The sequence below is a fragment of the Kribbella sp. NPDC049227 genome (genome assembly GCF_043197265.1).
Taxonomy (GTDB): domain Bacteria; phylum Actinomycetota; class Actinomycetes; order Propionibacteriales; family Kribbellaceae; genus Kribbella.
On sequence record NZ_JBICST010000011.1, the window covers coordinates 233,345 to 256,135 of the forward strand.

Here is a 22,791-nt window from a genome sequence, read left to right on the forward strand (position 1 = left end):
CTGAGAGGAGCCATGGACAGTTTGCGAACCGCGTGGTTCACTTCTGGGTATGCGCGAGAAGGTGTGGTTCAGCAGTGCGGGTGTGGAGTGCGCGGGCTGGCACTATCCGGGGTCGAACGGCGGCTGCGTGGTGATGACCGGAGGATTCGGCGTCACCAAGGAGCCGGGTACGGACCGGTTCGCCGAGAGGTTCGCGGCGGCTGGGTTCAGTGTGCTGGCGTTCGACTATCGCAACTTCGGTGAGAGCGGTGGTGAGCCGCGTCAGGTCGCGCCGATCGCCGGGCAGCTGGCGGACTGGCGGGCGGCGATCGGTTTCGCCGCGACCCTTCCCGGGGTCGAGCGGGTCGCGCTCTGGTCGTTCTCGTTGTGCGCCGGGTACGTCGTACAGCTCGCCGCGGAAGACGATCGGATTGCCGCCGCGATCGCGCAGTCCCCGAACGTCGATGGTCCGGTCGTGACTCGCAAGGCGTCTCGCTACCAGAGCCCGCTCGGTGCACTCCGCCTGGCCGGCCGCACCGCGCTGGACACAGTCGGTGCTCTTGTCGGGCGACCCCCGAAGCTGGTGGCGCTGTCCGGCCCGCGCGGGACAGTCGCGCTGCTCAACACCCCTGACGCCCAGCTGGGCGATGCAGTCCTCAATCCCGGCAACAAGTACCCGGACTGGCAGCAAACCCTGGCCGCGCGCTCAATTCCCCGCGCCGCGTTCTACCGCCCAGCGAAGTACGCCGCCGACATCCGCTGCCCACTCCTTTACGTGGTCTGCGACGACGACCGCTCCGCCCTAGCCGCCCCAGCAATCGCCGCCGCTACCAAGTCCGCCAAGGCCGAGCTGGTACGCCTCCCCGGCAACCACTACGCCCCCCTCACCGAAGGCCACGAGGCCGCAGTCGAAGCCGAACTGACCTTCCTCCGCCAACACCTCGTACCCCACGCCACCCCCACCCCGCCACCCCTCACCCACTCCGCCTAACTTCTCGCCCCTGGGCTGGGTCAGCCCACGAGAAGGTGGGTTGGCTATCCGCGTGCGGTGGGCCAACCCGCCGTTTGATGGGTCCACCCACCGGCTGGCGCTGGTCGGTGCAGCCCGCCGTGTCTGGGGGTGGGTCGTGGGCTGGGTCAGCCCACGAGCAGGTGGGTTGGCTATCCGCGTGCGGTGGGCGAACCCATCATCTGGTGGGCCAACCCATCAAACGGCAGCGGCCGAGGGGCACCTGGTGGGACTGGGAGGTGGTGGTGCTAGGCGGGTTCGACGGGGACTGCTGGCCAGCGGGATGCGGTGGTGGCGAGGTCTTCGCGGCCGGCCGACCGTAGTTGGGCGACCAGGTCTTCGCGGGCAGCTTGTACGGCGGTGATCGCAGCGTCTGCTGTGTCGTGGGGACCCGACCAGTTGCAGACCGCGTCGCCGGCGTACCAGTCGCCGGAGGTGGAGCGGCGTACGTGGGAGGCGGCCAGGCGGGCGGCGGGGAGGTCGGTGTCGGCGAGGTGGATGACGGCCTCGATCGCGACGACGGGGGCGTCCAGGTCCAGCAACGGACGGAGTTCTACGGCGTCGGTGAGGGCGAACTCGTAGCCGGCGGGGGCGCGGTCGGCGATCCAGGTGAAGGCGCGTTCGGCGGTTTCGGCGAGGTCGCTGGCCAGGTCCGGATCGGTCAGGGTCTGGACGCCGCACGGGCGCGGATCGGTCGGGCGCAACGCAGCCTGGCAGCGGCGGACCAGCATCTCCTCCGGCAGCGTCTGCCGCCGACCGAGGATCCGCGACAGCCCGACGATGTCGAAGTTCAACTCGTCGGGCGTCCGCTTCAGCCCCGGCTCGAACGGCGAGCCGGGACGAGTACCCCGCGTGGTCCACGGACCGACATGCCATCGAGTCAGAGCCGTCATACCGCGGACCCTATCGAGCGCTCAGTCGGCCTTGACCGGAGCGGGCACGTCGAAGGTCCTGGCCAGGTCCGTGAGGATCGACCACGCGCCCTGCAGTCCGACCGCGGTCATCCAGGTGAGGTCGGGCACCTCGTGCACCTTCGGCGCCAGCGGCGCCCACAGGGGGTTGGCCTTGAACTGCCCGGCGGTCTTGGCGCTCAGACCCTTCTCGTCGGCGTACACGGTGACGAAGATCGCGTCGCCGTCGGCGTCCTTGATCCGCTCCGGGCTGATCTCCAGCGCGAAGTCGTTCACGTCCTGCGGCGCGGGCCGCTTCAGTCCGGCGTCCTTGAGCACGATGCCGGAGAAGCTGGCGTTCTGGTACAGCCGGGTCGGTCCGTCGACGAACCGGACCACCGAGATCGTCGGGTTCTTCGCCTTCGCGTTGATCGCGTCGCCGACCGTCCTGGCGGCCTTCTCGTACGACGAGATCTCCTTCTCGGCCAGGTCCTCCGCGCCGAGCGCCTTCGCCTCCAGCCGGATGTTCTCCTTCCAGGTCGGCCCGGTGGTCTCGGACATGACCGTCGGTGCGATCGCGGACAACTGGTCGTAGAGCTTCTCGTGCCTGACCTTCGCGGTGATGATCAGGTCCGGGTCGAGCGCGGCGATCTTCTCCAGGTTCGGCTCGGCCAGCGTGCCGACCGCCTCCGCCTCGCCGCCCAGGGTGTTGCGGTCGTCGCCGAGGTAGTCCGGCAGCTTCCCGTTGATGCTGCGGTAGTCGGTGTATCCGACCACCGGTGTGTCCAGGATCAGCGTCGCGTCGACGAAGCTCGCGTCCAGTGCCACCACCCGCTTCGGCTTGGCCGGGATCTCGGTCTTGCCCATCGCGTGCTCGACGGTGCGCGGGAACCCGGCGGACGACGCCGCGGCCGCATCCGGGGAGTCCTCGGAGTCCGCGGCCGAGCCGCAGGCGGTCAGAGCCAGGGCGGCGACGGCGAGCAGGGCGGTGGTTCGGGGCAGGCGCACAGGTGTCTCCTGGTCAGGACGGCTCGCAGGTTAAGGTGACTCACCACAACGTTGAACTAAGGCAACCCTAACCATATGTCCTCCGCCGTCCCGTCCGCACGCCCGGTCGTGCCGCCACCGGTCCGCGCCGGCCGTCCCGCCGTACGTCGTACTGCCGCGCTGCTCGTGCTCGTCGTCGTTCTGTTGCTGGCCTTCGCGGCCAGCCTCGCGTTCGGATCGCGGTGGCTCGGGCCTGGCGCGCTGTGGCATGCATTGACCGCGAACAACGGGTCCGACCCGGATGTGATCGTCCGCAGCCTGCGCTTCCCGCGCACGGTGGTGGCTGTCCTGATCGGTGTCTGTCTGGGTGTCGCGGGGGCGCTCATGCAGGGCCACACCCGCAACGCGCTGGCCGAGCCGGGGATCTTCGGCGTGAGCTCGGGCGCCGCGTTCGCCGTCGTTCTCGGGTTGCAGCTCGGCTTGGTCGAGTCGGTCTCGTCGACCGTGTGGGTCGCGCTGGTGGGCGCGTTGGTGGCGACGTTCGGCGTACAGCGCCTGGCCTCGCGGGGGAACGGAGCGTCGCCGGTCGGGTTGGCGCTGACCGGCGCGGCGGTGGCCGCGATGCTCGGTGCGTTGACGTCGGCGATCGTGTTGCTCGACGCCGACACCCTCGACAGCTACCGCTTCTGGGCAGTCGGCTCGGTCGCGGGCCGCGGCCTGGATGTCGCCGGGCAGGTGCTGCCGTTCGCGGCGGTCGGTCTGATCCTCGCCCTGGTCAACGCTCGCGACCTCGACCTGTTGGCGCTCGGCGACGATGTTGCCGCCGGTCTGGGGTTGTCGATCCGCCGGGCCCGATTGGTCGGGCTGGTTGCGATCGGCCTGCTCACCGCAGCGGGCGTCGCGGCCTGCGGGCCGATCGGCTTCCTCGGACTGCTTGCGGGTCACGTCGCTCGCCGGATCTTCGGTGCGCGCAACACCTGGCTGATCCCGGGCGCGGCTGTCATCGGCGGGACCGCGCTGGTCCTCGCCGACCTGGTCGGCAGGCTCGTCGGCGGTGCCGGTGAGGTCCAGGCCGGCGTCGTCCTCGGCATCGTCGGCGCGCCCCTGTTCGTGATCGTCGTACGGCGCCGGGCGGTGGCGCTGTGAAGTCGCGGACGGTCATGCTCAGCGTCGCGTTCGCGGTCCTCGCCATCATGATCGCGCTCGTCTCCTTGAGCGTCGGTACGACGAAACTCCCGCTCGCCGACGTGATCGAGGTACTGCTCGGTGGCGGCCGTCGCGGCACGCGTCTCGTGGTGCTCGAGTTGCGGCTTCCACGTGTGGCCACCGGCCTGCTGGTCGGCATCGCGTTCGCCGTCTCGGGGGCGCTGCTGCAGACCTTGTCGCGCAACCCGCTGGCCAGTCCCGACATCGTCGGCGTCAACTCCGGCGCGTCCGCGGGTGCGGTCGCGGTGATCGTGCTGGCAGGCAGCGGCGGTGGGAACATCTCGGGCGCCGCGGCCAAGGTCGGCATCCCGCTGGCCGCCGTACTGGGTGGGCTGATCGCGACGATGATCGTCGGCGCGTTGTCGATCCAGCGTGGCGTGGTCGACGCCGGGCGCGTGGTGCTGATCGGGGTCGGGATCGCGGCCGCGGCCAATTCGCTGGTCGCGTGGTTGCTGGTGATCGGTGACGTCAACGACGCGGGCCGGGCCGCCGCGTGGTTGGCCGGTTCGCTGAACGCGCGGGCCTGGAGCGACGCGATTCCGGTGCTGTTCGCGGTGGTGCTCTTGTTGCCGGTGGCAATGATGTTCAACCGGGACCTGTCCGCGCTGGTGCTCGGGGACGATGTCGCGTCGTCGCTCGGCGTGCGGGTCGCGCGGATGCGGCTGGCGTTGCTGATCGTGGCCACGGTGCTGGCCGCGATGGCGACGGCGGGAGCGGGACCGATCGCGTTCGCCGCATTGGTGGCGCCGCAGATCGCGCAGCGGCTGACCCGGATGGAGCGACCGCCGTTGCTCACCACCGCGATGCTCGGTGCGCTGTTCGTCGTACTGGCCGATCTGGTCGCGCGCAACGGCCTGCAGTGGTTGCGGGTCGGGCCGTACGAACTCCCGGTCGGCGTCATCACCGCTGCGTGCGGAGCGCCGTACCTCCTCCACCTCATCGGCCGTCAGCAGAAGGGACGCTGATCAGTGCACGTCGAGAACCTCACCCTCGCGTACGGCGCGGATGCGCCGGTGGTGTCCGGGTTGACGCTGGAGGTGCCGGCCGGACAGCTGACCGCTGTGGTCGGGCCGAACGGATCGGGCAAGTCCACGCTGCTGCGTGGGATGAGCCGCCTGCTCACTCCGCAGAGCGGCCAGGTGCTGCTGGACGGCAAGGACATCCACAAGTTGCCGGCGCGTGAGCTGGCCCGGAAGCTCGGTGTGCTGCCGCAAGGGCCGGTGACGCCGGAGGGGATCACAGCTGCCGAACTGGTGTCGCGGGGGCGGCATCCGCACCGCGGACTGTTCGGGCGGCTGACCGCTGAGGACGACGCCGCGATCGACGAGGCCCTGGCGGCCGTCGAGCTGACCGAACTGCGGGAGCGCCCGGTCGACCAGCTGTCTGGTGGCCAACGGCAACGGGTCTGGATCGCGATGGTCCTGGCCCAGGGCACGCCACACCTGCTGCTCGACGAACCCACGACGTACCTGGACCTGGCCCACGCGGTCGACGTGATGAACGTCGTCCACGCCGCCGCGCATACCTCCGGCCGGACCGTGGTGGTAGTCCTCCATGACCTCACCCTGGCCGCGCAGTACGCCGATCACCTCGTGGTGATGGGCGAGGGCCGGATCGCGGCCGAGGGGCGGCCGGTCGACGTACTGACCGAGGAACTGCTGGACGACGTCTTCGGTCTGCGGGCCACCGTGGTCGACGTCGGCGGAGCACCGGTCGTCGTCCCGGACCGTAGGCTGGTCGGGTGAGCCACTCCGTCAGCGATCTCGCGGACGTCCTCGCCGACTCGGTGCCATGGATGTCCGTGCGTACGGCGGACTCCGTGCCCGGACCGGAGTGGGTGTCGTGCGCTGACGTGGTCTCGGAGCAGCAGAGTGGTGGCGATCCGACGTACGCGTGGCGGACCGCTGTGCAGGCGGACTACGGGCGGGAGTACGCCATCGATCCGCCGGTGCAGGTCGCCGCGATGTTCACGCTGATGTGGTACGTCCAGGTCCCCTCACTGGTGGCCGGAGTGACGGCAGCCGCAACCGGTGTCTCACCTGAGGTGTCGCCGTCCGCACTGGCGTTCCGGCGGCACCCGACCGCGCACTACCCGGTCGAGGTCGCGCTGCTGTCGCAGGAGGTCGTGCCGATGGCCACGGCCGCCGCACAGCTGAAGGCCCACACGACAGCGTTTCTGGACTCCTATGTGCCCGCTGTGAAGCTCGGGTCGCTGCAGCGCTTCGGTGCGGTCGACGACGAGGTGCGGGCCGCGATCCGTTTGCCGGACGAGGCGCCCTACGCCGCTCAGGCCGCCGCGGCGTTCGCCGTCTCGCTGGAGCAGAAGCTGCGGACGTCGTGCTGCTACGTCTACGTACTGCCGAACGTGAACGCCTGCACCACCTGCCCGCGTTTCCGCTGATTGGTCTAGGCCGCCTTCATCCGAAGGATTGCCGCCGCACGGTTCCGCGCGTTGGCTGTTCGGCATGCGGTGGACACATGCGGTGGTGGCAGGCGGACTCCTGGTGACTTCGGCAGCGTTCGTGCCGGTCGCACAGGCACGAGAGGCGGCCGGCGTGAAGCCCGGCGTCTGGACCGAGACGGCGTACAACTCCGTCTTCAAGGACAGTGGGCGATCGCCGGAGGCCCGCGACGACATCCGGCTCGACACGGCCAAGAACGACTACGAGGCAGCGCAGATCGTGATGCGCGGGCCGGCGGCGTTCACGGTGAACAAGATCGACTTCACGGCGCTGACCGGGCCGTCGGACGCGATCGCGGCGAGCGAGCTCAGCTACAACCCGGTCGGGTACGAGTACCTCAACCACAACTCGGTGTTCGGCGGCAACCAGTTCGTCGTGCCGACGACACGGCAGGCCCCGGGCGACTTCCCGGACCGGCTGCTGAACGAGACGAGCATCGCCGTACCGGCGGGCCAGACGCAGTCGCTGTGGATCCGTGTACACGTGCCCGCGACGGCGGACGGCGGCGTCTACCGGGGCCGGGCCACGGTGCGGACCACGAACGGCGATCTGCAGGTGCCGATCACGGTGAACGCGCGCAACGTGGTGATCCCGCCGGCGAACCAGAGCGAGTTCACCAACGTGATGTGGACCAACTTCCTCGGGCTGACGTCGTACGACCCCGGCAAGGGCGACACGGTCAAGCTCTTCTACGGGCACGATCGCTACTCGCCGCAGTGGTGGCAGTTGATCGACAACTGGGCCGACACGATGAAGCGGTACCGGCAGAACAACCTGCAGTTGCCGCTGCTCAACCTGCTCACCGACGGCGGCAGCAAGGTCGATGCCGCTGGCAACTACAGCTTCAACTTCAGCCGCTTCGACGAGGTCGTGCAGCGGTTCCTGGACAAGGGTGTGGTGAACCGGCTCGAGGGCTTCACCGGTGCCGGGCCGCAGAACGGCGAGCACAACAGCCAGTGGCCGCGGTACCTGGTCGAGGTGACGCCGAAGGAGACCGGCAGGCAGGTCCCGGACTACGTCTGGTGGGACACGCCGGAGGCAGAGAACTGGTACAAGCAGTTCTACCCGGCGCTGCGCCAGCACCTGGTCGACAAGGGCTGGAAGGACATGTTCTGGATGCATGTCGGCGACGAGCCGGGCGCTGGTGGTGACCCCGGCTGGTTCGGTGTGGAGCAGAAGCTGCGTCAGTACTGGCCGGACGTCCAGATCGGCGACGCGATCGTCAACCAGTTGGCGCCGAGCGTGGCCAAGGCTGAGGACATCGTGATCCCCAACCTGCACACCTACACCGCGAACCCGGCGCCGTACGACGCGGAGAAGGTCAAGGGCAAGCCGTTGTGGTTCTACAACTGCAACATCCCGGTCGGTAACCACCTGAACAGGTTCATCGACCAGCCTGAGTGGAGCCAGCGGCAGACCATGTGGCTCGCCTACGGCCGTGGAGCGACCGGCTACCTGCACTGGGCCTACGGCAACTGGCAGTACGCGATGGACGACCAAGATGTGAAGGGTGACGGGTACATCGTTCGCCCGGACACGGCGCACAACACGATCGAGGCGTCCCCACGGTACGAGTCGCTGCGGGACGGCATGGAGGACTGGGAGGTCCTCAACAAGCTCGGCAAGACCAACCCGGGGCTGGCGCACGACCTGGCGACCAGTGTGGTGCAGCGGAGTGACAAGTACTCGCCGGACGTGTCCTACATGCAACGGATCCGGGCGATCGCTCTGGACGCTGCGGCCGGGAAGCCGGTCGTAGCCGACGACCTGGCGCGTCGAAAGCCGGCTACCGCGTCCAGCGGCAACGCTGCGAAGGCGGTGGACGGCAACGGCTCCACCGCGTGGCAGCCGGCCAGTGGCAGCGGCACCAACTGGGTGCAGGTGGACCTCGGCCGCCAGGCGCAGGTGGACGGCGTGCGGCTGCGCTGGGGGAGCACCTACGCGAACAAGTACCGCGTGCTGGTCTCGGCGAACGGGACCACGTGGGCCGAGGCCGGCCTGGGGGCCGGTGACGGTGGCGACGACTTCATCGGGCTGAACGCCAAGGCGAAGTACATCCGGATCGAGGCGACCGGCTCCAGCGGCGGTACGGCGCCGTACCAGCTGCTGGACCTCCAGGTCGCGGGCAACCAGCTGCAGCAGCAGAACCTCGCGGCGGGGAAGCCGTACGAGCGGACCGATCCGTCCAGTCGCTTCCCGGATGCGGCCAAGACCGAGGCGACCGACGGTGTGATCGGCGACGACTGGGGCGACGGCAAGAGCTTCGGCTACGAGCTGCTGAACGTCGGCGACAGTGTGCAGCCGGTCGTGACCATCGACCTCGGCCGTCCGCAGGCGGCCGGGACCGTGCGGGTGCACGCCTACGAGGAGTACCCGGACTACCGCCCGGACAAGATCACCGTGGCCACCAGCCTCGACGGGGTGCACTTCACCGACCGGGGTGAGGCGACGGCCGTGAACGGTGCCTCGAACGTCTGGTACGACCTGTCGTTCACGCCGGCCGCCGCCCGCTGGGTACGGGTCACGTTCGACAAGAAGCGGACCAACGACCGCAACACCGGCATGTTCGTCGACGAGATCGAGGCGTACGGCGCCGGTTACCCAGGCCCGAGCTGACCCTCGTGCCGATTTCGCTGAGAGCGAACCCGCACGCTCCGGACTGATCGGGCCCGGAAACTGTCGGTGGCGCCGGGCAGCATCGCGAGCATGACTCCAGATGCGCTGCAGGCGTCACCGACGGGTAACCCTCCGTCGGTTGTCCGGCCGCAGGTCCGGCGTTAGGTTCGCTGACGTGACCTCGCCCGGCGGTACTCCGGCGACGACTCCGATCGGCTCCCGGGCCGAAGCGGAGGGGTTCGTCGCGATGGTCTGTTTCAAGCACGGTCCGCCGCGGTTGCACGGCGTCGAACTCGAATGGACCGTGCATCATGCCGAAGATCCGCGCCGGCCCCTCGACGCCGACCGATTACGCACCGCCCTGGGCGCGCACGCGCCCGCGACCCTGGTCCCCGGCAGCCCGCAACTGCCGCTCGGCCGGGGCGCTCTGGTCACTGTGGAGCCCGGTGGCCAGGTCGAGATCTCCTGTCCCGCCGCGGCCTCGGTCGCCGGGCTGATCGACGACACCGCCGCCGACGCGGCCGAACTGACAGCGCTCCTTCGCACCGCGGACCTCGTTCCGGGCGACTACGGCCTGGACGCCCACCGCACCCCTCGCCGCATCCTCACCGTCCCGCGCTACGCGGCGATGGAACGCGCCTTCCAACGACTCGGGCCGCACGGCCCCCGGATGATGTGCAGTACCGCGGGCCTGCAGATCTGCCTCGACGCCGGCGAAGCGGATCAGACCGCTCTGCGCTGGCGCGCCCTGCACGATCTCGGTCCGGCGCTGGTCGCGCTGTTCGCCAACTCCCGCCACCGTGCCGGCAGTGACACCGGCTGGGCGTCGGCGCGGACCGAGGCCACCTTCGGCACCTATGCCCCGTTCACCGAGCCGCCAGCGCTCGACGGCGACCCGGCCGCCGCGTGGGCGCGGATGGCGATGGAGGCGCCGGTGCTGTGCTTCCGACGCGGCGACCGCTGGGACGCGCCCCGCGGACTGACCTTCGGCGCCTGGGCGGATGGCGAGTTGCCCGGCGACCAACCGACGTACGACGACTTGGCGTATCACTTGTCCACGCTGTTCCCGCCGGTCCGGGCGCGTGGGTATCTGGAGGTGCGCTATCTCGACGCGCAGCCGGGGGACGGGTGGATCGCCCCGACCCTGCTGCTCACCGCTCTGATGTCCGACCCGGCCGTGCTCGGCGACGTGCTGGCTGCTGCCGAGCCCGCGGCGGGGCGCTGGTTCGAGGCGGCCCGGGAAGGGCTGGAGGACAAGCTGGTCCGGCAGGCCGCGGAGGACGTGGTCGAGCTGGGAGCCAGGGTGCTGGACCGGACCGGTGCGGACACCGAACTCATCGATGAAGTCGCGACCCGGCTCCATCGCATCGTCGACGAAACCCACGGAAGGCGAGCTTCATGAATCACCAACTGTCCGAACTGTCTCCCGAGGGCTTGCGCGCGTTCGTCGCCGAGCAGCTCGAGCGGTCCCGGGCGCGGACGGTCCACCTCACCGACGCCGTCGACACCGACGATCTGGTCAAGCAGCACTCCAGACTGATGTCGCCGCTGGTCTGGGACTACGCCCACGTCGGCAATCAGGAGGAGCTCTGGCTGGTCCGTGACGTCGGCGGCCGCGAGCCGCTGCGGCAGGACATCGACGAGCTGTACGACGCGTTCATGCACCCGCGCGCGGACCGGCCGGCACTGCCGCTGCTCGGCCCGGCCGAGACCCGCTCCTACGTGACCGAGGTGCGGGACAAGGTGATGGACGTACTCGACCACGTGAAGTTCGACGGCGGGCGTGAGCTGGTCGACAACGCGTTCGCCTTCGGGATGATCGCGCAGCACGAGCAGCAGCACGACGAGACGATGCTGGCGACACACCAGCTCCGCATCGGGGTCCCGGTGCTCGATGCACCGGCGCCACCGACCGGACGCCGGCTCGCCGCACCTGAGGTGCTGATGCCCGGCGGAGTCTTCGAGATGGGTACGTCGGTCGAGCCGTGGGCGCTCGACAACGAGCGACCGGCGCACGCCGTCCAGGTCGCGCCGTACGTGATCGACACCGCGCCGGTGACGAACGAGGACTACCTGCGGTTCGTGATCGGCGGCGGCTACCAGGATCCGCAGTGGTGGTCCGAAGCCGGCTGGGCCCACGTGCGGAAGGCGTCGCTGGTCGCACCGCGGTTCTGGGAGCAGGTCGACGGCGTGTGGTGGCGGACTCGGTTCGGCAACCGCGAGTTGCTGCCGCTGGACGAGCCGGTGATGCATGTCTGCTTCTACGAGGCCGAGGCGTACGCGAAGTGGGCCGGGAAGCGGCTGCCGACCGAGGAGGAGTGGGAGTTCGCGGCGCGGTTCGACCCGGCGACCGGGCGGACCAGGCGCTTCCCGTGGGGCGACGAGAGCCCCGGTCCGCAGCACGCCAACCTCGGTCAGCGCCACCTCGCGCCGGCGCCGGTCGGTGCGTATCCGGCGGGCGCGTCGCCGCTGGGTGTCGAGCAGCTGATCGGCGACGTCTGGGAGTGGACGTCCAGCGACTTCCGGCCGTACCCGGGCTTCCGAGCCTGGCCGTACGACGAGTACTCGCTGGTCTTCTTCGGGCCGGACTACAAGGTGCTCCGCGGCGGCTCGTTCGGCACCGACGAGGTCGTTGCCCGAGGCACCTTCCGGAACTGGGACTACCCGATCCGGCGGCAGATCTTCGCCGGCTTCCGGTGTGCCCGCGACCCCCGGCCCGAGGAGCTGCACGGCTGATGTGCCGCCACCTGGCCTACGTCGGCCCGCCGGTCACGCCGGCCTCCCTGGTCCTCGACCCCACCCACTCCCTGTACGAGCAGAGCTGGTCCCCGCACGACATGCGCGGAGGCGGCACGGTGAACGCCGACGGCTTCGGCCTCGGGTGGTACGTCGACGGCCGCCCGGTGCGCTACCGGCGGAATGTGCCGATCTGGACCGACGAGAACCTGCCTGGCCTGGCAGGCTCGGTCCGGTCCGGCGCCGTGCTGGCCGCCGTCCGCGACGGGACAGTGGGCATGCCGTACGGCGAAGCCGTGGTCGCGCCGTTCCAGACCGGGGACTGGCTGTTCAGCCACAACGGCCGGATCCCGGGGTGGCCGGAGTCGACCCTCAAACTGGCCGAGACGCTGCCGGTCGCCGATCTGCTCCGGCTGGAGGCGCCGGTCGACTCCCAGCTGCTGTGGGCACTCATCGCCAACCGCATGAAGGATGTCCCGGCGGCCGATGCCGTCTCTTCCGTCGTACAGGACGTGGAGGCGGCGGCGCCCGGGTCGCGGCTGAACGTGCTGCTGACCGATGGTGAGCAGATCGTCGCCACCTCCTGGACGCATTCGCTCTGGGTGCAGCACACCGCAGACTCCACCACGGTCGCCTCCGAGCGGTTCGGGACCGGCGACTGGGACGAAGTACCGGACCGCTCGTTGCTCGTGGCCACCGCCACGACGCTGAGTATCACGCCGATGGAAGGACCAGAGTGACTCAGATCGACGTACACCTGACTCCCGACTACGCCTCCCGCGCGCTGCGCGAGGACGTCCGGGCCGGGCTGACCGCCGACCCGAAGTGGCTGCCCCCGAAGTGGTTCTACGACGCCCGCGGCAGCGACCTGTTCGAGCAGATCACCCGGTTGCCGGAGTACTACCCGACCCGCGCCGAGCGCGAGATCCTGCAGGCCCGGTCCGGCGAGATCGCGGCCATCACCAAGGCGCACACCCTGGTCGAGCTCGGCTCCGGATCGTCGGAGAAGACCCGGCTGCTGCTGGACGGACTGCGCGACCGCGGCACGCTGACGACGTTCGTACCGCTGGACGTGTCGGAGTCCGCGCTGCGGGACGCGGCGGACGCGATCAACGTGGATTACCCGGCGCTCGAGGTGCATGGCGTTGTCGGTGACTTCACCGCGCATCTCGACAAGCTGCCGGGCGACCCGCCACGGATGGTCGCGTTCCTCGGCGGCACCATCGGCAACCTGCTGCCGAGCGAGCGTGCGACGTTCTACGCGTCGATCCGCGAGGTGCTCGAGCCAGGGGAGTGGCTGCTGCTCGGCACCGACCTGGTGAAGGATCCGGCCACGCTGGTCGCGGCGTACGACGACAGCGCGGGCGTCACCGCGGAGTTCAACCGGAACGTTCTGCGAGTGATCAACCGGCAGCTGGGCGCGGACTTCGATGTGGAGGCGTTCAGTCATGTGGCGATCTGGGACGCCGAGAACGAGTGGATCGAGATGCGTCTGCGGGCCGACCGCGCGACGCGTGTACTGATCCCGGAGGTCCACCTCGAGGTCGACTTCGCCGAGGGTGAGGTGCTCCACACCGAGATCTCCGCGAAGTTCCATCGCCACGGTGTCGAGGCCGAGCTGGACACAGCGGGCTTCGCGTCGGCCGCGTGGTGGACCGACTCCGAAGCCCGCTTCGCCCTGTCGCTCTGGCAGGCCGTCTGACGTCAGCCGGCCGACTTGATCAGCCCGTTGATCTTGTCGATGTAGGCCGGCAGCTCGGACACCGGCTTCTTGCCGCTGAGGATCGGCTGGTAGTTCGCCGTGGTCAGGTCGCCGACCTGCTGCGCCCACTGCGTGGTGAACCGGACGCCGACCGTCTTCTCAGCGGCCAGGTCGGCCTTGACCGTGTCGACCACGGTCGACTGCTGTGCCTTGGTCAACGCGTCGAAGTAGCTGGTCTGCGCCGGGGTGTACGCCGGGGGCGCGACCGGAGAAGCCGGGAGTACGGCGTCCCACACCTTGGTGTTGATGTACTGCAGCACCTTGAACGTCGCGTCCTGGTTCTTCGTGTACTGCGGCGTGCAGATGCCGACCGAGTCGTACAGGGTCGCCGGGGTGTCGACCTGCGGGAACGGTGCGAACCCGTACTTCACCTTCGGCTTGTCGGTCTGGAACCCGGCCGCCAGCCACTGCCCGCCGAACATCATCGGCACCTTGCCCGCGGAGAACAGCGACTGCACGTTCGCGGCGTCGTACCCCGGTGGGGAGACCGAGCCACTCTTGATCGCGTCGACGAGCTTCTGCACACCCTCGGTGAACTTGGCGTCCGCTTCGGCCTTGGTCGGGTGGTTCACGTTGTCGGTGAACGGTGCGCCACCGGCCGAGACGGAGTACATGCTCATCGTGAACGGACCGTCCAGGGAGGTGAGCTGGTCGGCCACGAGCCCGTACTTCGCCCCGTTCTTTCCGGCCAGCTTCGCGGCCGCGGCGTACATCTCGTCCCAGGTCCAGCCGGCCTTCGGCACCGGTACGCCGGCGGCGGTGAAGGCGTCGGCGTTGTACCAGACGCCGTAGGTGTTCATCAGTGACGGCAGGCCGCCCATCTGGCCGTCGGCGGTCTTCCAGTTCTCCATCGCGGACGGCACGAACTTGTCCGCCGTGAAGTCGCCGTCGCCGTTCTTGATCTTGTCCGTCCAGTCGACCAGCAGTCCTTGCGAGGTGTACTGCTGCTCGGTGTCGTTGCCGCACCAGAACAGGTCCGGCAGCTTCTTCGCCTGGGTCAGCGAGGCGAGCTTGTCGCCGAAGTTGCCGGCCGGGGTGTCGAGCAGCTGGACGGTGATGTTGTCGTCCTTGAAGTCGGCCAGTGCCTTCTTGATCGCGGCGTTGGTCTGGGCCGATTCCCACGTCATCACGGTCACGGTGACCGGTCCGTCGCTCGACCCGCCGCCGGAGTCCGATCCGCTGCAGGCCGTTGCCGTCAGCAACCCGGCACAGGCCAGGGTGGTTACCAGGAAGGTGCGTTTCACAGGAGGATCCCCTCTATTTCTGGGTCGTGCTGCCGAGCGAGCCGAGGCCCTGGATGAAGTAGCGCTGCGCGGCGAAGAAGACGATCAGTGGCGGCAGCATGTAGAGCAGGTTGGTGGCCATGTAGTAGCTCCAGTCCGGCGTCTTCCCGGCGAACGGCGAGATGAACGAGGCCATCCCGACCGACAGCGGCCACTTGTTCGACGAGTACAGGTAGACCAACGGGTTGAGGAAGTCGTTCCAGGACGCCTGGAAGGCCAGGATCGCCATCGTGATCCAGGCCGGCCGGGTCAGCGGGAGCATCACACTCGTGAAGATCCGGAAGTGCCCGGCGCCGTCGATCTTGGCCGCCTCGTCGATGGAGTACGGGATGGCCAGGAAGTACTGCCGGGCCAGGAAGATGAACAACGGGTTCCCGCCGAGGAAGGCCGGCACGATCAGCGGCAGCCAGGTGTCGTACCAGCCGATGCTCTTGTACAGCTGGAACAGCGGGATCAGCCCGACCACACCGGGCAGCAGCATGCTCCCGACGAACAGGTAGAACCACACCTTGCGGCCGGGGAAGCGCAGCCGGGCCAGCGCGTAGCCGGCCATCATCGCGGTCATCACGCCACCGAGGACGCTGAGTGCGGTGATGACGGTCGAGTTCAGCAGGAGTCGCGGGAAGTGGATCGCCTCCGGCCCGTTGACGAAGTTGCTCCAGGTGAACTCGTGCGGCAGCAGCTTCGGCGGGAGGTCGAACACCGCGGTCCGGCTCTTCAGGCCGATGGTGATCATCCACAGCAGCGGGACGACCATGACCGCGCTGATGAACAGCGCGACGACGTACCAGGACGTCGTACCGATCAGGCGGGGCCTCTTGGGGGAGGAGTGCGTGGTCCGGGCGGTCAGGACCGTGCCCTCGGCGGCTTCAGTCGGGAGTGTTGTCACTGTAGGTCCAGAGCGAGGAGAACTTCGCGGTCAGGGCGATCACGGCGATGATGAGCACGAACAGCACCCACACCTGCGCCGACGCGTAGCCGAGCTGCGGGATCTGGCCGAGGTTGGGGAAGCCGTTCTTGTAGATCGACAGCATCAGCACGTTGGTGCTGAAGCCGGGTCCGCCGTTGGTGAGGATCTTCGGCTGGTTGAACGTCTGCAGCGCGGCCGTGGTCTGCAGGATCACCTGCAGCAACATGATCGGGCTGATCATCGGCATGGTGATCCGGAAGAACACCGACCACGATCCGGCGCCGTCCACCCGGGCCGCCTCGTACAACTCGTTCGGCACGGCCTGCAACGCGGCCAGGAAGATGATCATCGTGCCGCCGACACCCCACAGCATCACCAGCACGACCGCGGGCATCGACATGCTCGGGCTCTGCAACCACAGACTGGTCGGCAGGCCCAGCCGCTCCAGGACCGTGTTCAGCAGTCCGACCTGCGGATCGAGGATGAACTTCCACAACGTGATGGTCGCGATCGCCGGGAGTACGACTGGCAGATAGGCGAGCGTCCGGACGACGCGCACACCGGCGAACCGCTGGTTGCAGAAGATCGCCAGCGCCAGCCCGAGGACCAACGACAACGGCACATAGAGAACGACCAGGTACCCGGTCGCACGCAGCGACGGCCAGAACGCCGGGTCGACCGTGAACAGCCGTCGGAAGTTGCCCAGGCCAACGAAGATCGGGTCGGTCAGGCCGTTGTACCTGGTCAGGGCCAGGTAGAACGAGCGGACCAGTGGGTACACCACGAAGACGGTGAACCCGATGATCGCCGGCGCGATGAACAGGTACGCCGCCTTGACGTCGGACCCGGCGTTGCGACTCATGCCGCCGCGAGAAGCCCTGCTCACTCTCGCCTCACTGAGCTCGCGGAAGGACTCATTCGGCCTCCTGGACGGTAACGTTTCCAAGGACTTACTGTTGGGTGACGATGCCGTGTCGTGAACAGGAAGTCAACACCGTGCCCGAAACGTTTCCACCGCCCGAGGCCAGCCGGCCGACGATGATCGACGTCGCCCGCCGGGCGGGGGTCGGCCTGGGCACTGTGTCGCGGGTGGTCAACGGCGGGCACGGGGTGCGGGACGAGACCGCGCAGCGGGTCCGGAAGGCGATCGACGAGCTCGGCTTCCAGCGCAACGAGGTCGCCCGGGCGCTCCGGCCGGGGAAGAAGTCGTCGAGTCTCGCGCTGGTGCTGGGCGACCTGACCAACCCGTTCTTCGCGAGTATCGCGAAGGCTTCGCTGGAGGTCGCCGGGCAGTCCGGCTTCGCCGTCGTACTGGGCAGCGTCGACGAGGATCCGGAGGGGGAGAAGCGGGCGATCCAGGAGCTGGTCAGCCGTCAGGTCGCCGGGCTGATGATCGTGCCGGACCAGGGCGACCACTCGTTCCTGGCCGGCGCCGGCGTACCGGTGGTGTTCGTCGACCGGCCGGCCACCGGCCTCGACGCCGACATCGTGATGGTCGACAACGAGGGCGGCGGCCGGCTCGCCGCCGCACACCTGCTGGCGCAGGGGCATCGGCGGATCGCGATCCTGCTCGCGCCGTCGTACTACACCACCGGGCGGCGGCTGCGGGGGTACCGGCGGGCGCACCGCGAGGTCGATGCCGACGTCGACGAGTCACTCGTCATCCAGTTGCCCGAGGGCAACGCCGAGGCCGCCGAGAAGGCGACCCGCGAGGTGATGCTCCGCGCCGATCCGCCGACCGCGATCTTTGCCTCGACCAACTTCCTCACCGAGGGCGTACTGCGGGCCCTGCGCGAACTCGGCCGGGAGCCGGCGGTGGTCGGCTTCGACGACTTCCGGCTGGCGGACATGCTGCCGACCCCGGTGACAGTCGTTGCCTCCGACATCGCCGAACTCGGCCGGAGCGCGGCCCGCCTGCTGCTCGACCGCGCCTCGGGCGCGGACCGGCGGCCACCCCAGCGGATCGTGCTGCCCTGTGCGCTGATCCAGCGCGGCTCAGGCGAACGCCCGCCGGATTCTGCCGGCAACAGAAAGCCTCGCTGACCTTCGGCTGCCCGACTAGGGTCGCTGCATGTACTACGAGTCTTTCGGCGAGGGCCGCCCGATCGTGTTCCTGCCCGGCTGGGGTGGCGCCAACGGCGAGGGCCGCGACGTACACGAGCCGGTGTTCGAGGAGCACCCGGGATGGCGACGGATCTACGTCGACCCGCCCGGCACCGGCAAGACGCCGTCGGTCCCGTCGATCACCGACCAGGACGGCATGCTCGACGCCATCGCGGCCACGATCGAGGACCTGGTCGGCGGCGAGAGGTTCGCCCTGGCCGGTACGTCGGCCGGCGGTCTGCACGCCCGCGGCCTCGTCAAGCGGGATCCGGCCCGCATCCTCGGGTTGCTGCTGCGCGTCCCCGGCATCGTGGTCGACCGGACGAAGCGCACGCTGCCGACCGATCAGTTCCTGCTCCGCTCGGAGGCCTTCGTCGCCGCGTGGCAGGACAAGCAGGACCGGTACTACGACCCCGCCGAGCAGCAGGCCGACCTGGAGTTCCTGGGTCACATCCAGAGCGACGTCAGCAGGTACGCGCTGCGCGAGGACCCGGCGGCCCGGTTCGAGCGGCCCACTCTGATCGTCACCGGCCGGCAGGACACGATGACCGGGTACGCCGATGCGTGGTCCGTCATCGAGGACTACCCGCGCGCGACGTACGCCGTACTCGACCAGGAGGATCACGACCTGCCGGTCCGGCGGAACGGGCTGTACCAAGCGCTGGTCTCGGACTGGGTCCGGCGCATGGAGGAGCACCCGGACGCGTGAGGGGCGGGCGCGCGTCCGGGTGCTCGGGTGAGAAGGGTCAGAAGTTCGGCCAGGCCCAGCCGAGGTAGCTGGAGAAGTACGGCAGTTTCGCCAGGCCGATCTTGCCGTTGACGCTGGTGGCCCAGAAGTAGCCGTCACCACGTGCCACGCCGACGTGGCCGTACGGCGCCGCGAGGTCCCAGAAGACCAGTGCGCCCTTCGGCGGGTTCAGGTCACCGCGATGCGCGACGCCGCGGGCCACGGCGTCGTTCCAGTCGATCTTGGCCGAGCCCCAGATCAGGTCCTTGCCGAAGGAGTTCTCGGCGGCCTTCTCGCAGTACCCCTGGTAGGCGGTCGAGCCGTTGCGGGCGGCGTACCAGGCGATCGCCTTGTCCGCGCGGGGGTTGCTGGTGCACAGCGGTGCGACCAGGCCGGAGCTGCCGGTGTTCACGTACGCGTCGGAGATGTAGCCCTTGCCGGGTACGTGGTCCCAGACCAGGCTGCGGCCGAACTTGCCGGTCACCGGCTCGCCGTAGAGCTGGCAGTCGATCTCGACCGGGCCGTTCGGCTGGGTGCCGACCGCGCCGAAGCTGACGGCGTTGCCGGACCGGATGGTCACGCCGAGGCCGCTGTCGGTGACGACGGTGCCGGTGGCGGCGCTGGCCGGCAGGACGCCGACGCTGAAGACGGCCGCGCCGCCGAGCAGGGCAGTGGCGGCGAGGCGGGCGGTGATGCGAGCGGTGATGCGCGGAAGGGCGGTACGCATGGGCGGTGGTCCTTTTCGCTCGGAGAGTGGCGAACTGACACTGATTTACAGAGAATCAGAGGGTTACGGTGTTGTCGCAGTGGGCAACGATCGACCGGGGAGTGCGGTGTGAGGCCAGCCCAGGCTCGCTTTGTGATCGGCTGCCGGATGCGCGAGCTCCGGGAGGCCGCCGGCGTTCCGCTGTCGCGGGCCGCCGTACTGTCCGGCTGGGACAAGGGCCACCTGTCCCGGGTCGAGCGCGGCCACACCAAACCCAGCCGCGAGCTGATCGAGTGGTACGACGCCTCGTTCGGTGCCGGCCAGGCCCTGGTGAACCAGCTGGTGGAGCTGGACGCCGCGGTTCGGGCCGGCCGCGACATGTCCCAGCGGGACATCCGGAGGCACGTCCAGCCGGTGCTGCTGGGCGGATCGGTGCCGGTCGACCACCATCCGGAGGACCGGGCCGAGCTGGTGGGTGAGACGGTGCCGGACGGGACGCGAGTGTGCCGGGACCAGGAGTTCGAGAAGGCTTGGGAGATCCGCAACAGCGGCGAGCGGTCGTGGCGCGATCGCTGGCTGACCAGACAGGGTGCCGCCGGGGCGCCGGGCTGGCTGCGATCGCCGCAGCGCGAGCGGCTGCCGGACGCCGTACCGGGCGAGACTGTGACGGTGACGATGCGGTTGCAGGCCCCGTCCCAGGTCGGCGCGTCAACGGCGTACTTCAAGATCACCGACGACGCAGGGCGCCTGTACTACCCCGGACTGGAGTCGCCACCGATGTACTGCACGATCTTCACTGTGTACGAGCTCTAGTGTTCAGTGCTAGGGAATGCCCTTGACCTTGCGTTGACGGGTATTCAGAACCGCCCGGTCCGGCATACGTTGCTGTCTCCTGAACCCGCCCGGACAACAGGAGTTGCAGCGTGATCAGATTCCACAAGATCGCTCTGGCCCTCGCTGTGGCACTGGTCGTGCCCCAGCTGGCCATCAGCTCGGCCTCGGCAGCCCGCCCGGCCAGGGGTCCGGTGGATCCGCCGGTCCCATCCATTCCGCAGAAGTACCTCGACCAGCAGATCCAGTGGTCGGTGTGCTCGTTCGATGCCGCGGTGAAGGCGTTGTACCCGCAGGCACCCACCACCAACTGCGCCAAGGTGACCGTCCCGATGGACTGGGCCCACCCGGACGCGCACCCCGACATCCAGGTCGCCATCGCCTACAGCCAGGCCACCGGTACGTCGAAGGGCCTGATGACCACCAACCCCGGGGGACCGGGTGGCGCCGGGCTGACGCTGTCGGCCTCGCTGGCCATCGACAAGACCCAGCTGTTCACCGACTTCGACCTGCTCGGCTTCGACCCGCGCGGCTTCGGCCAGAGCACGCCGCTGCAGTGCCTGACCACGACCGACAAGCTGAACGCGCTGCCGACGACGCCCGACTACAAGGAGCGCACGCGGCAGACCCACAAGACCGAGGTGGCCGAGGCGAAGCTGTACGCCGAGGCGTGCTCGTCGACGGAGTTCGGTCAGTTCGTCAGCAGCCAGCAGACCGTGTACGACATGGAGTTCCTGCGGGCGCTGTTCAACGCACGCCAGCTGAACCTCATCGGCTACAGCTACGGCACCTGGCTCGGCGGCTGGTACGCCGACACCTACCCGTCACGGGTCGGCCGGTTCGTGATCGACTCGAACATGGACTGGACCCACACGCAGTGGGACAACGTGAACTTCGACCCGTTCTCCGGCCAGCGCCGGCGCGACACCCAGTTCTTCCCGTGGATCGCCCGGCACGCCGACCAGATCCAGGGACTCGGGTCCACGCCGAAGCAGGTCACGGCGAAGTACAACCAGGTCCGCGCCGATCTGGTGAGGCTGGTCAAGGCCGGCACCAGCAACGTCCGCGGCGACAACCTCGACGGGACGATCTACAGCACCATCTACGGCAACGTCCGGTTCATCCGGGCGACGGTCGACATCCTGGTGCACGACGAGTACGTCAAGGACCCGTCGGCGTCGGGTGAGATCGAGTTGCGGCACGTGGACAAGGCGTGGGCACGGCTCTCCCCGGAGCTGCAGGCGTTCGACAGCCTCGCCGCGATCCGGGCCCGGTACGGCGTGACGCCGGCCGCGGCGGGCACCGACTCGGTCGTGCCGGTCGACTCGACCCGGTCGATCCTGGTCGACGCCCGAGCGGCCGCGGCCAAGTCCTCCGTCGACGCCACCGTCAACCTCGGCCCGATCGGTACGACGGTCCGCTGCAACGACACCGCGTGGAACAAGGACCCGAACTTCTACCTGCGCGAGGCCGACCGGATGGCGAAGAAGTACACCTTCTTCGGCTACATGAACGGCGTGCCGTTCTGTGCCTTCTGGCCGTACAAGCCGCAGGACCGCAAGCTCGACCTGACCGGTTCGCCACGGATCCTGATGATCCAGGGTGAGGTCGACCCGGCGACGGCGTACGAAGGTGCGCTGCGTACACACAAGGACACCTCGAAGGTGACGCGCTTCGTCGCCATCGACGACGAGGGTCAGCACGGCCAGTACGTCGGTTCCGCGTCAGCCTGCGCGGAGGCGATCGGTGACAGATTCGTCTTCAGCGGCGAACTGCCCGGCAAGGACCAGGTCTGCGGCACCAGCCCGCTACCGGCCGAACTCTCGGTCTACCCGGTCAACGGCCCGGTCGACGGCAACGCCGTCCACCTGCCCAACTCGAAGTCCCGCCACACCGCCAACCCCCTCCTCCAACGAGCCCTCGACACGGTAGCCACCACCACCCTCCGGTAGCTCGGCCTTCGAAGGGCCTGGCGGACAACCGTCCGCCAGGCCCTTCGGTGCGTTCAGATGTCGCGGGGGCCGTACTGGGCGTCCAGGTCGGCGTCGATCTCGGCTTTGCGTTTGAACCAGCGTTCGCTGAGGCCTTTGACTTCTTCCTCGATGAAATCGATGAAGGCCAGCGAGGCGCGCACGCGGCGGTGGGCCGCGGTGCCTTCGCCGGCGGCGTCGAGGACGTGGTGGAGCGAGTCGGACCAGCGGGCCAGCGCCTGGTCCTGGCTCATCATGCTCTGGTACCAGAAGTCGTCCTGGACCACGTACACGTCGCGTCTGCTGCCGGGCTCGCGCTCGCGGTTGGCCAGGCGGAGCTGGAGCAGGTAGTTGACCGCGCCGGACACCGCGGCCGGACTGGCCTGCAGCTGGTCGGACAGCTCGGCCGCCGTCATGCGGCCCTCCTCGCTGGACAGGATGGCGGCGAAGACCCGGGCTGCCATCCGCGGCCAGCCAGTGTCGGCCAGCAGGTTGCCGAACTGTTCGGCGTACCGCCTGACGGCTTCGTCGTCTCGTTGTGCACTCACCGCCCCATCATCCCCTCTACGTGACCCAAAAACCTGACGCGTGAGAGACGCGTTAGTAAGATTCAC

At 69.0% G+C, this 22,791-nt stretch carries 21 protein-coding genes; 14 read left to right on the forward strand and 7 right to left on the reverse strand.

All coding sequences use genetic code 11. The features are described from left to right. Nucleotides 1-49 precede the first annotated feature (49 nt). On the forward strand, nt 50-970 hold the full coding sequence (locus ACGFH6_RS42045) for an alpha/beta hydrolase (protein ID WP_393396450.1): 921 nt from the start codon (nt 50-52) through the stop codon (nt 968-970). A gap of 266 nt (nt 971-1,236) precedes the next feature. Here ACGFH6_RS42045 and ACGFH6_RS42050 read toward each other — a convergent pair whose 3' ends face one another. Next, nucleotides 1,237-1,881, reverse strand: coding sequence for a hypothetical protein (locus ACGFH6_RS42050; protein WP_393396452.1), 645 nt, complete (start codon nt 1,879-1,881; stop codon nt 1,237-1,239). A gap of 21 nt (nt 1,882-1,902) precedes the next feature. Beyond that, nucleotides 1,903-2,886 carry an ABC transporter substrate-binding protein gene (locus ACGFH6_RS42055; protein WP_393396454.1) on the reverse strand — a complete coding sequence of 328 codons (984 nt, stop codon included), beginning with the start codon at nt 2,884-2,886 and terminating at the stop codon, nt 1,903-1,905. Nucleotides 2,887-2,961: 75 nt separating this feature from the next. Between ACGFH6_RS42055 and ACGFH6_RS42060 the strand changes: the two genes are divergently transcribed. The 9 genes from ACGFH6_RS42060 to egtD all read left to right on the forward strand — a co-directional run bounded on the left by ACGFH6_RS42060 (nt 2,962) and on the right by egtD (nt 13,587). Beyond that, entirely contained in the window at nt 2,962-4,011 is a 1,050-nt protein-coding gene (locus ACGFH6_RS42060; RefSeq protein WP_393396456.1) for a FecCD family ABC transporter permease, read from the forward strand. Continuing rightward, a complete protein-coding gene (locus ACGFH6_RS42065) occupies nt 4,008-5,036 on the forward strand; it encodes a FecCD family ABC transporter permease (protein WP_393396458.1) in 1,029 nt (342 codons plus the stop codon). The genes ACGFH6_RS42060 and ACGFH6_RS42065 overlap by 4 nt, the downstream gene beginning before the upstream one ends. A 3-nt stretch (nt 5,037-5,039) precedes the next feature. After that, nucleotides 5,040-5,816, forward strand: coding sequence for an ABC transporter ATP-binding protein (locus ACGFH6_RS42070; RefSeq protein WP_393396460.1), 777 nt, complete (start codon nt 5,040-5,042; stop codon nt 5,814-5,816). Beyond that, nucleotides 5,813-6,472: a (2Fe-2S)-binding protein gene (locus ACGFH6_RS42075; RefSeq protein WP_393396462.1), complete on the forward strand. Its 660-nt coding sequence runs from the start codon at nt 5,813-5,815 to the stop codon at nt 6,470-6,472. The genes ACGFH6_RS42070 and ACGFH6_RS42075 overlap by 4 nt, the downstream gene beginning before the upstream one ends. Nucleotides 6,473-6,536: 64 nt before the next feature. Beyond that, nucleotides 6,537-9,149 carry a glycoside hydrolase domain-containing protein gene (locus ACGFH6_RS42080; protein WP_393396464.1) on the forward strand — a complete coding sequence of 871 codons (2,613 nt, stop codon included), beginning with the start codon at nt 6,537-6,539 and terminating at the stop codon, nt 9,147-9,149. Nucleotides 9,150-9,324: 175 nt separating this feature from the next. Further along, complete coding sequence (locus tag ACGFH6_RS42085; protein ID WP_393396466.1) at nt 9,325-10,551, forward strand: glutamate-cysteine ligase family protein; 1,227 nt, start codon at nt 9,325-9,327, stop codon at nt 10,549-10,551. Further along, complete coding sequence (gene egtB / locus ACGFH6_RS42090) at nt 10,548-11,885, forward strand: ergothioneine biosynthesis protein EgtB (protein ID WP_393396468.1); 1,338 nt, start codon at nt 10,548-10,550, stop codon at nt 11,883-11,885. The genes ACGFH6_RS42085 and egtB overlap by 4 nt, the downstream gene beginning before the upstream one ends. Further along, nucleotides 11,885-12,625, forward strand: a complete 741-nt coding sequence (gene egtC, locus ACGFH6_RS42095) for an ergothioneine biosynthesis protein EgtC (protein ID WP_393396470.1) — start codon at nt 11,885-11,887, stop codon at nt 12,623-12,625. Before egtB ends, egtC begins: the two co-directional genes overlap by 1 nt. Next, complete coding sequence (gene egtD, locus ACGFH6_RS42100) at nt 12,622-13,587, forward strand: L-histidine N(alpha)-methyltransferase (protein WP_393396472.1); 966 nt, start codon at nt 12,622-12,624, stop codon at nt 13,585-13,587. The genes egtC and egtD overlap by 4 nt, the downstream gene beginning before the upstream one ends. 2 nt (nt 13,588-13,589) lie before the next feature. Here the strand turns inward: egtD and ACGFH6_RS42105 are convergent, their stop codons facing one another. Genes ACGFH6_RS42105 through ACGFH6_RS42115 form a run of 3 tightly spaced genes read right to left on the reverse strand, consistent with a single transcriptional unit; the run spans nt 13,590 to nt 16,726 of the window. Next, nucleotides 13,590-14,891, reverse strand: a complete 1,302-nt coding sequence (locus ACGFH6_RS42105; RefSeq protein ID WP_393396474.1) for an ABC transporter substrate-binding protein — start codon at nt 14,889-14,891, stop codon at nt 13,590-13,592. A gap of 13 nt (nt 14,892-14,904) precedes the next feature. Further along, nucleotides 14,905-15,819: a carbohydrate ABC transporter permease gene (locus tag ACGFH6_RS42110; protein ID WP_393396476.1), complete on the reverse strand. Its 915-nt coding sequence runs from the start codon at nt 15,817-15,819 to the stop codon at nt 14,905-14,907. Further along, complete coding sequence (locus tag ACGFH6_RS42115; protein WP_393396478.1) at nt 15,800-16,726, reverse strand: carbohydrate ABC transporter permease; 927 nt, start codon at nt 16,724-16,726, stop codon at nt 15,800-15,802. The genes ACGFH6_RS42110 and ACGFH6_RS42115 overlap by 20 nt, the downstream gene beginning before the upstream one ends. A 110-nt stretch (nt 16,727-16,836) precedes the next feature. Between ACGFH6_RS42115 and ACGFH6_RS42120 the strand changes: the two genes are divergently transcribed. Next, on the forward strand, nt 16,837-17,883 hold the full coding sequence (locus tag ACGFH6_RS42120; protein ID WP_393396480.1) for a LacI family DNA-binding transcriptional regulator: 1,047 nt from the start codon (nt 16,837-16,839) through the stop codon (nt 17,881-17,883). Nucleotides 17,884-17,911: 28 nt separating this feature from the next. Then, a complete protein-coding gene (locus ACGFH6_RS42125; protein WP_393396482.1) occupies nt 17,912-18,652 on the forward strand; it encodes an alpha/beta fold hydrolase in 741 nt (246 codons plus the stop codon). 37 nt (nt 18,653-18,689) lie between these two features. On the opposite strand, the gene ACGFH6_RS42130 is transcribed toward ACGFH6_RS42125, so the two are convergent. Next, the gene (locus tag ACGFH6_RS42130) at nt 18,690-19,397 is read right to left on the reverse strand and encodes a CHAP domain-containing protein (protein ID WP_393396484.1); all 708 of its coding nucleotides are present in this window, start codon (nt 19,395-19,397) and stop codon (nt 18,690-18,692) included. A gap of 108 nt (nt 19,398-19,505) precedes the next feature. Here ACGFH6_RS42130 and ACGFH6_RS42135 point away from each other — a divergent pair, with 108 nt between their 5' ends. Together ACGFH6_RS42135 and ACGFH6_RS42140 are read left to right on the forward strand one after the other, a co-directional pair. Beyond that, a complete protein-coding gene (locus tag ACGFH6_RS42135) occupies nt 19,506-20,189 on the forward strand; it encodes an NBR1-Ig-like domain-containing protein (RefSeq protein ID WP_393396486.1) in 684 nt (227 codons plus the stop codon). Nucleotides 20,190-20,299: 110 nt separating this feature from the next. Beyond that, the gene (locus ACGFH6_RS42140) at nt 20,300-22,159 is read left to right on the forward strand and encodes an alpha/beta fold hydrolase (RefSeq protein WP_393396488.1); all 1,860 of its coding nucleotides are present in this window, start codon (nt 20,300-20,302) and stop codon (nt 22,157-22,159) included. Between the two features lie 53 nt (nt 22,160-22,212). On the opposite strand, the gene ACGFH6_RS42145 is transcribed toward ACGFH6_RS42140, so the two are convergent. After that, on the reverse strand, nt 22,213-22,725 hold the full coding sequence (locus tag ACGFH6_RS42145) for a GbsR/MarR family transcriptional regulator (RefSeq protein WP_393396490.1): 513 nt from the start codon (nt 22,723-22,725) through the stop codon (nt 22,213-22,215). Nucleotides 22,726-22,791 lie beyond the last annotated feature (66 nt).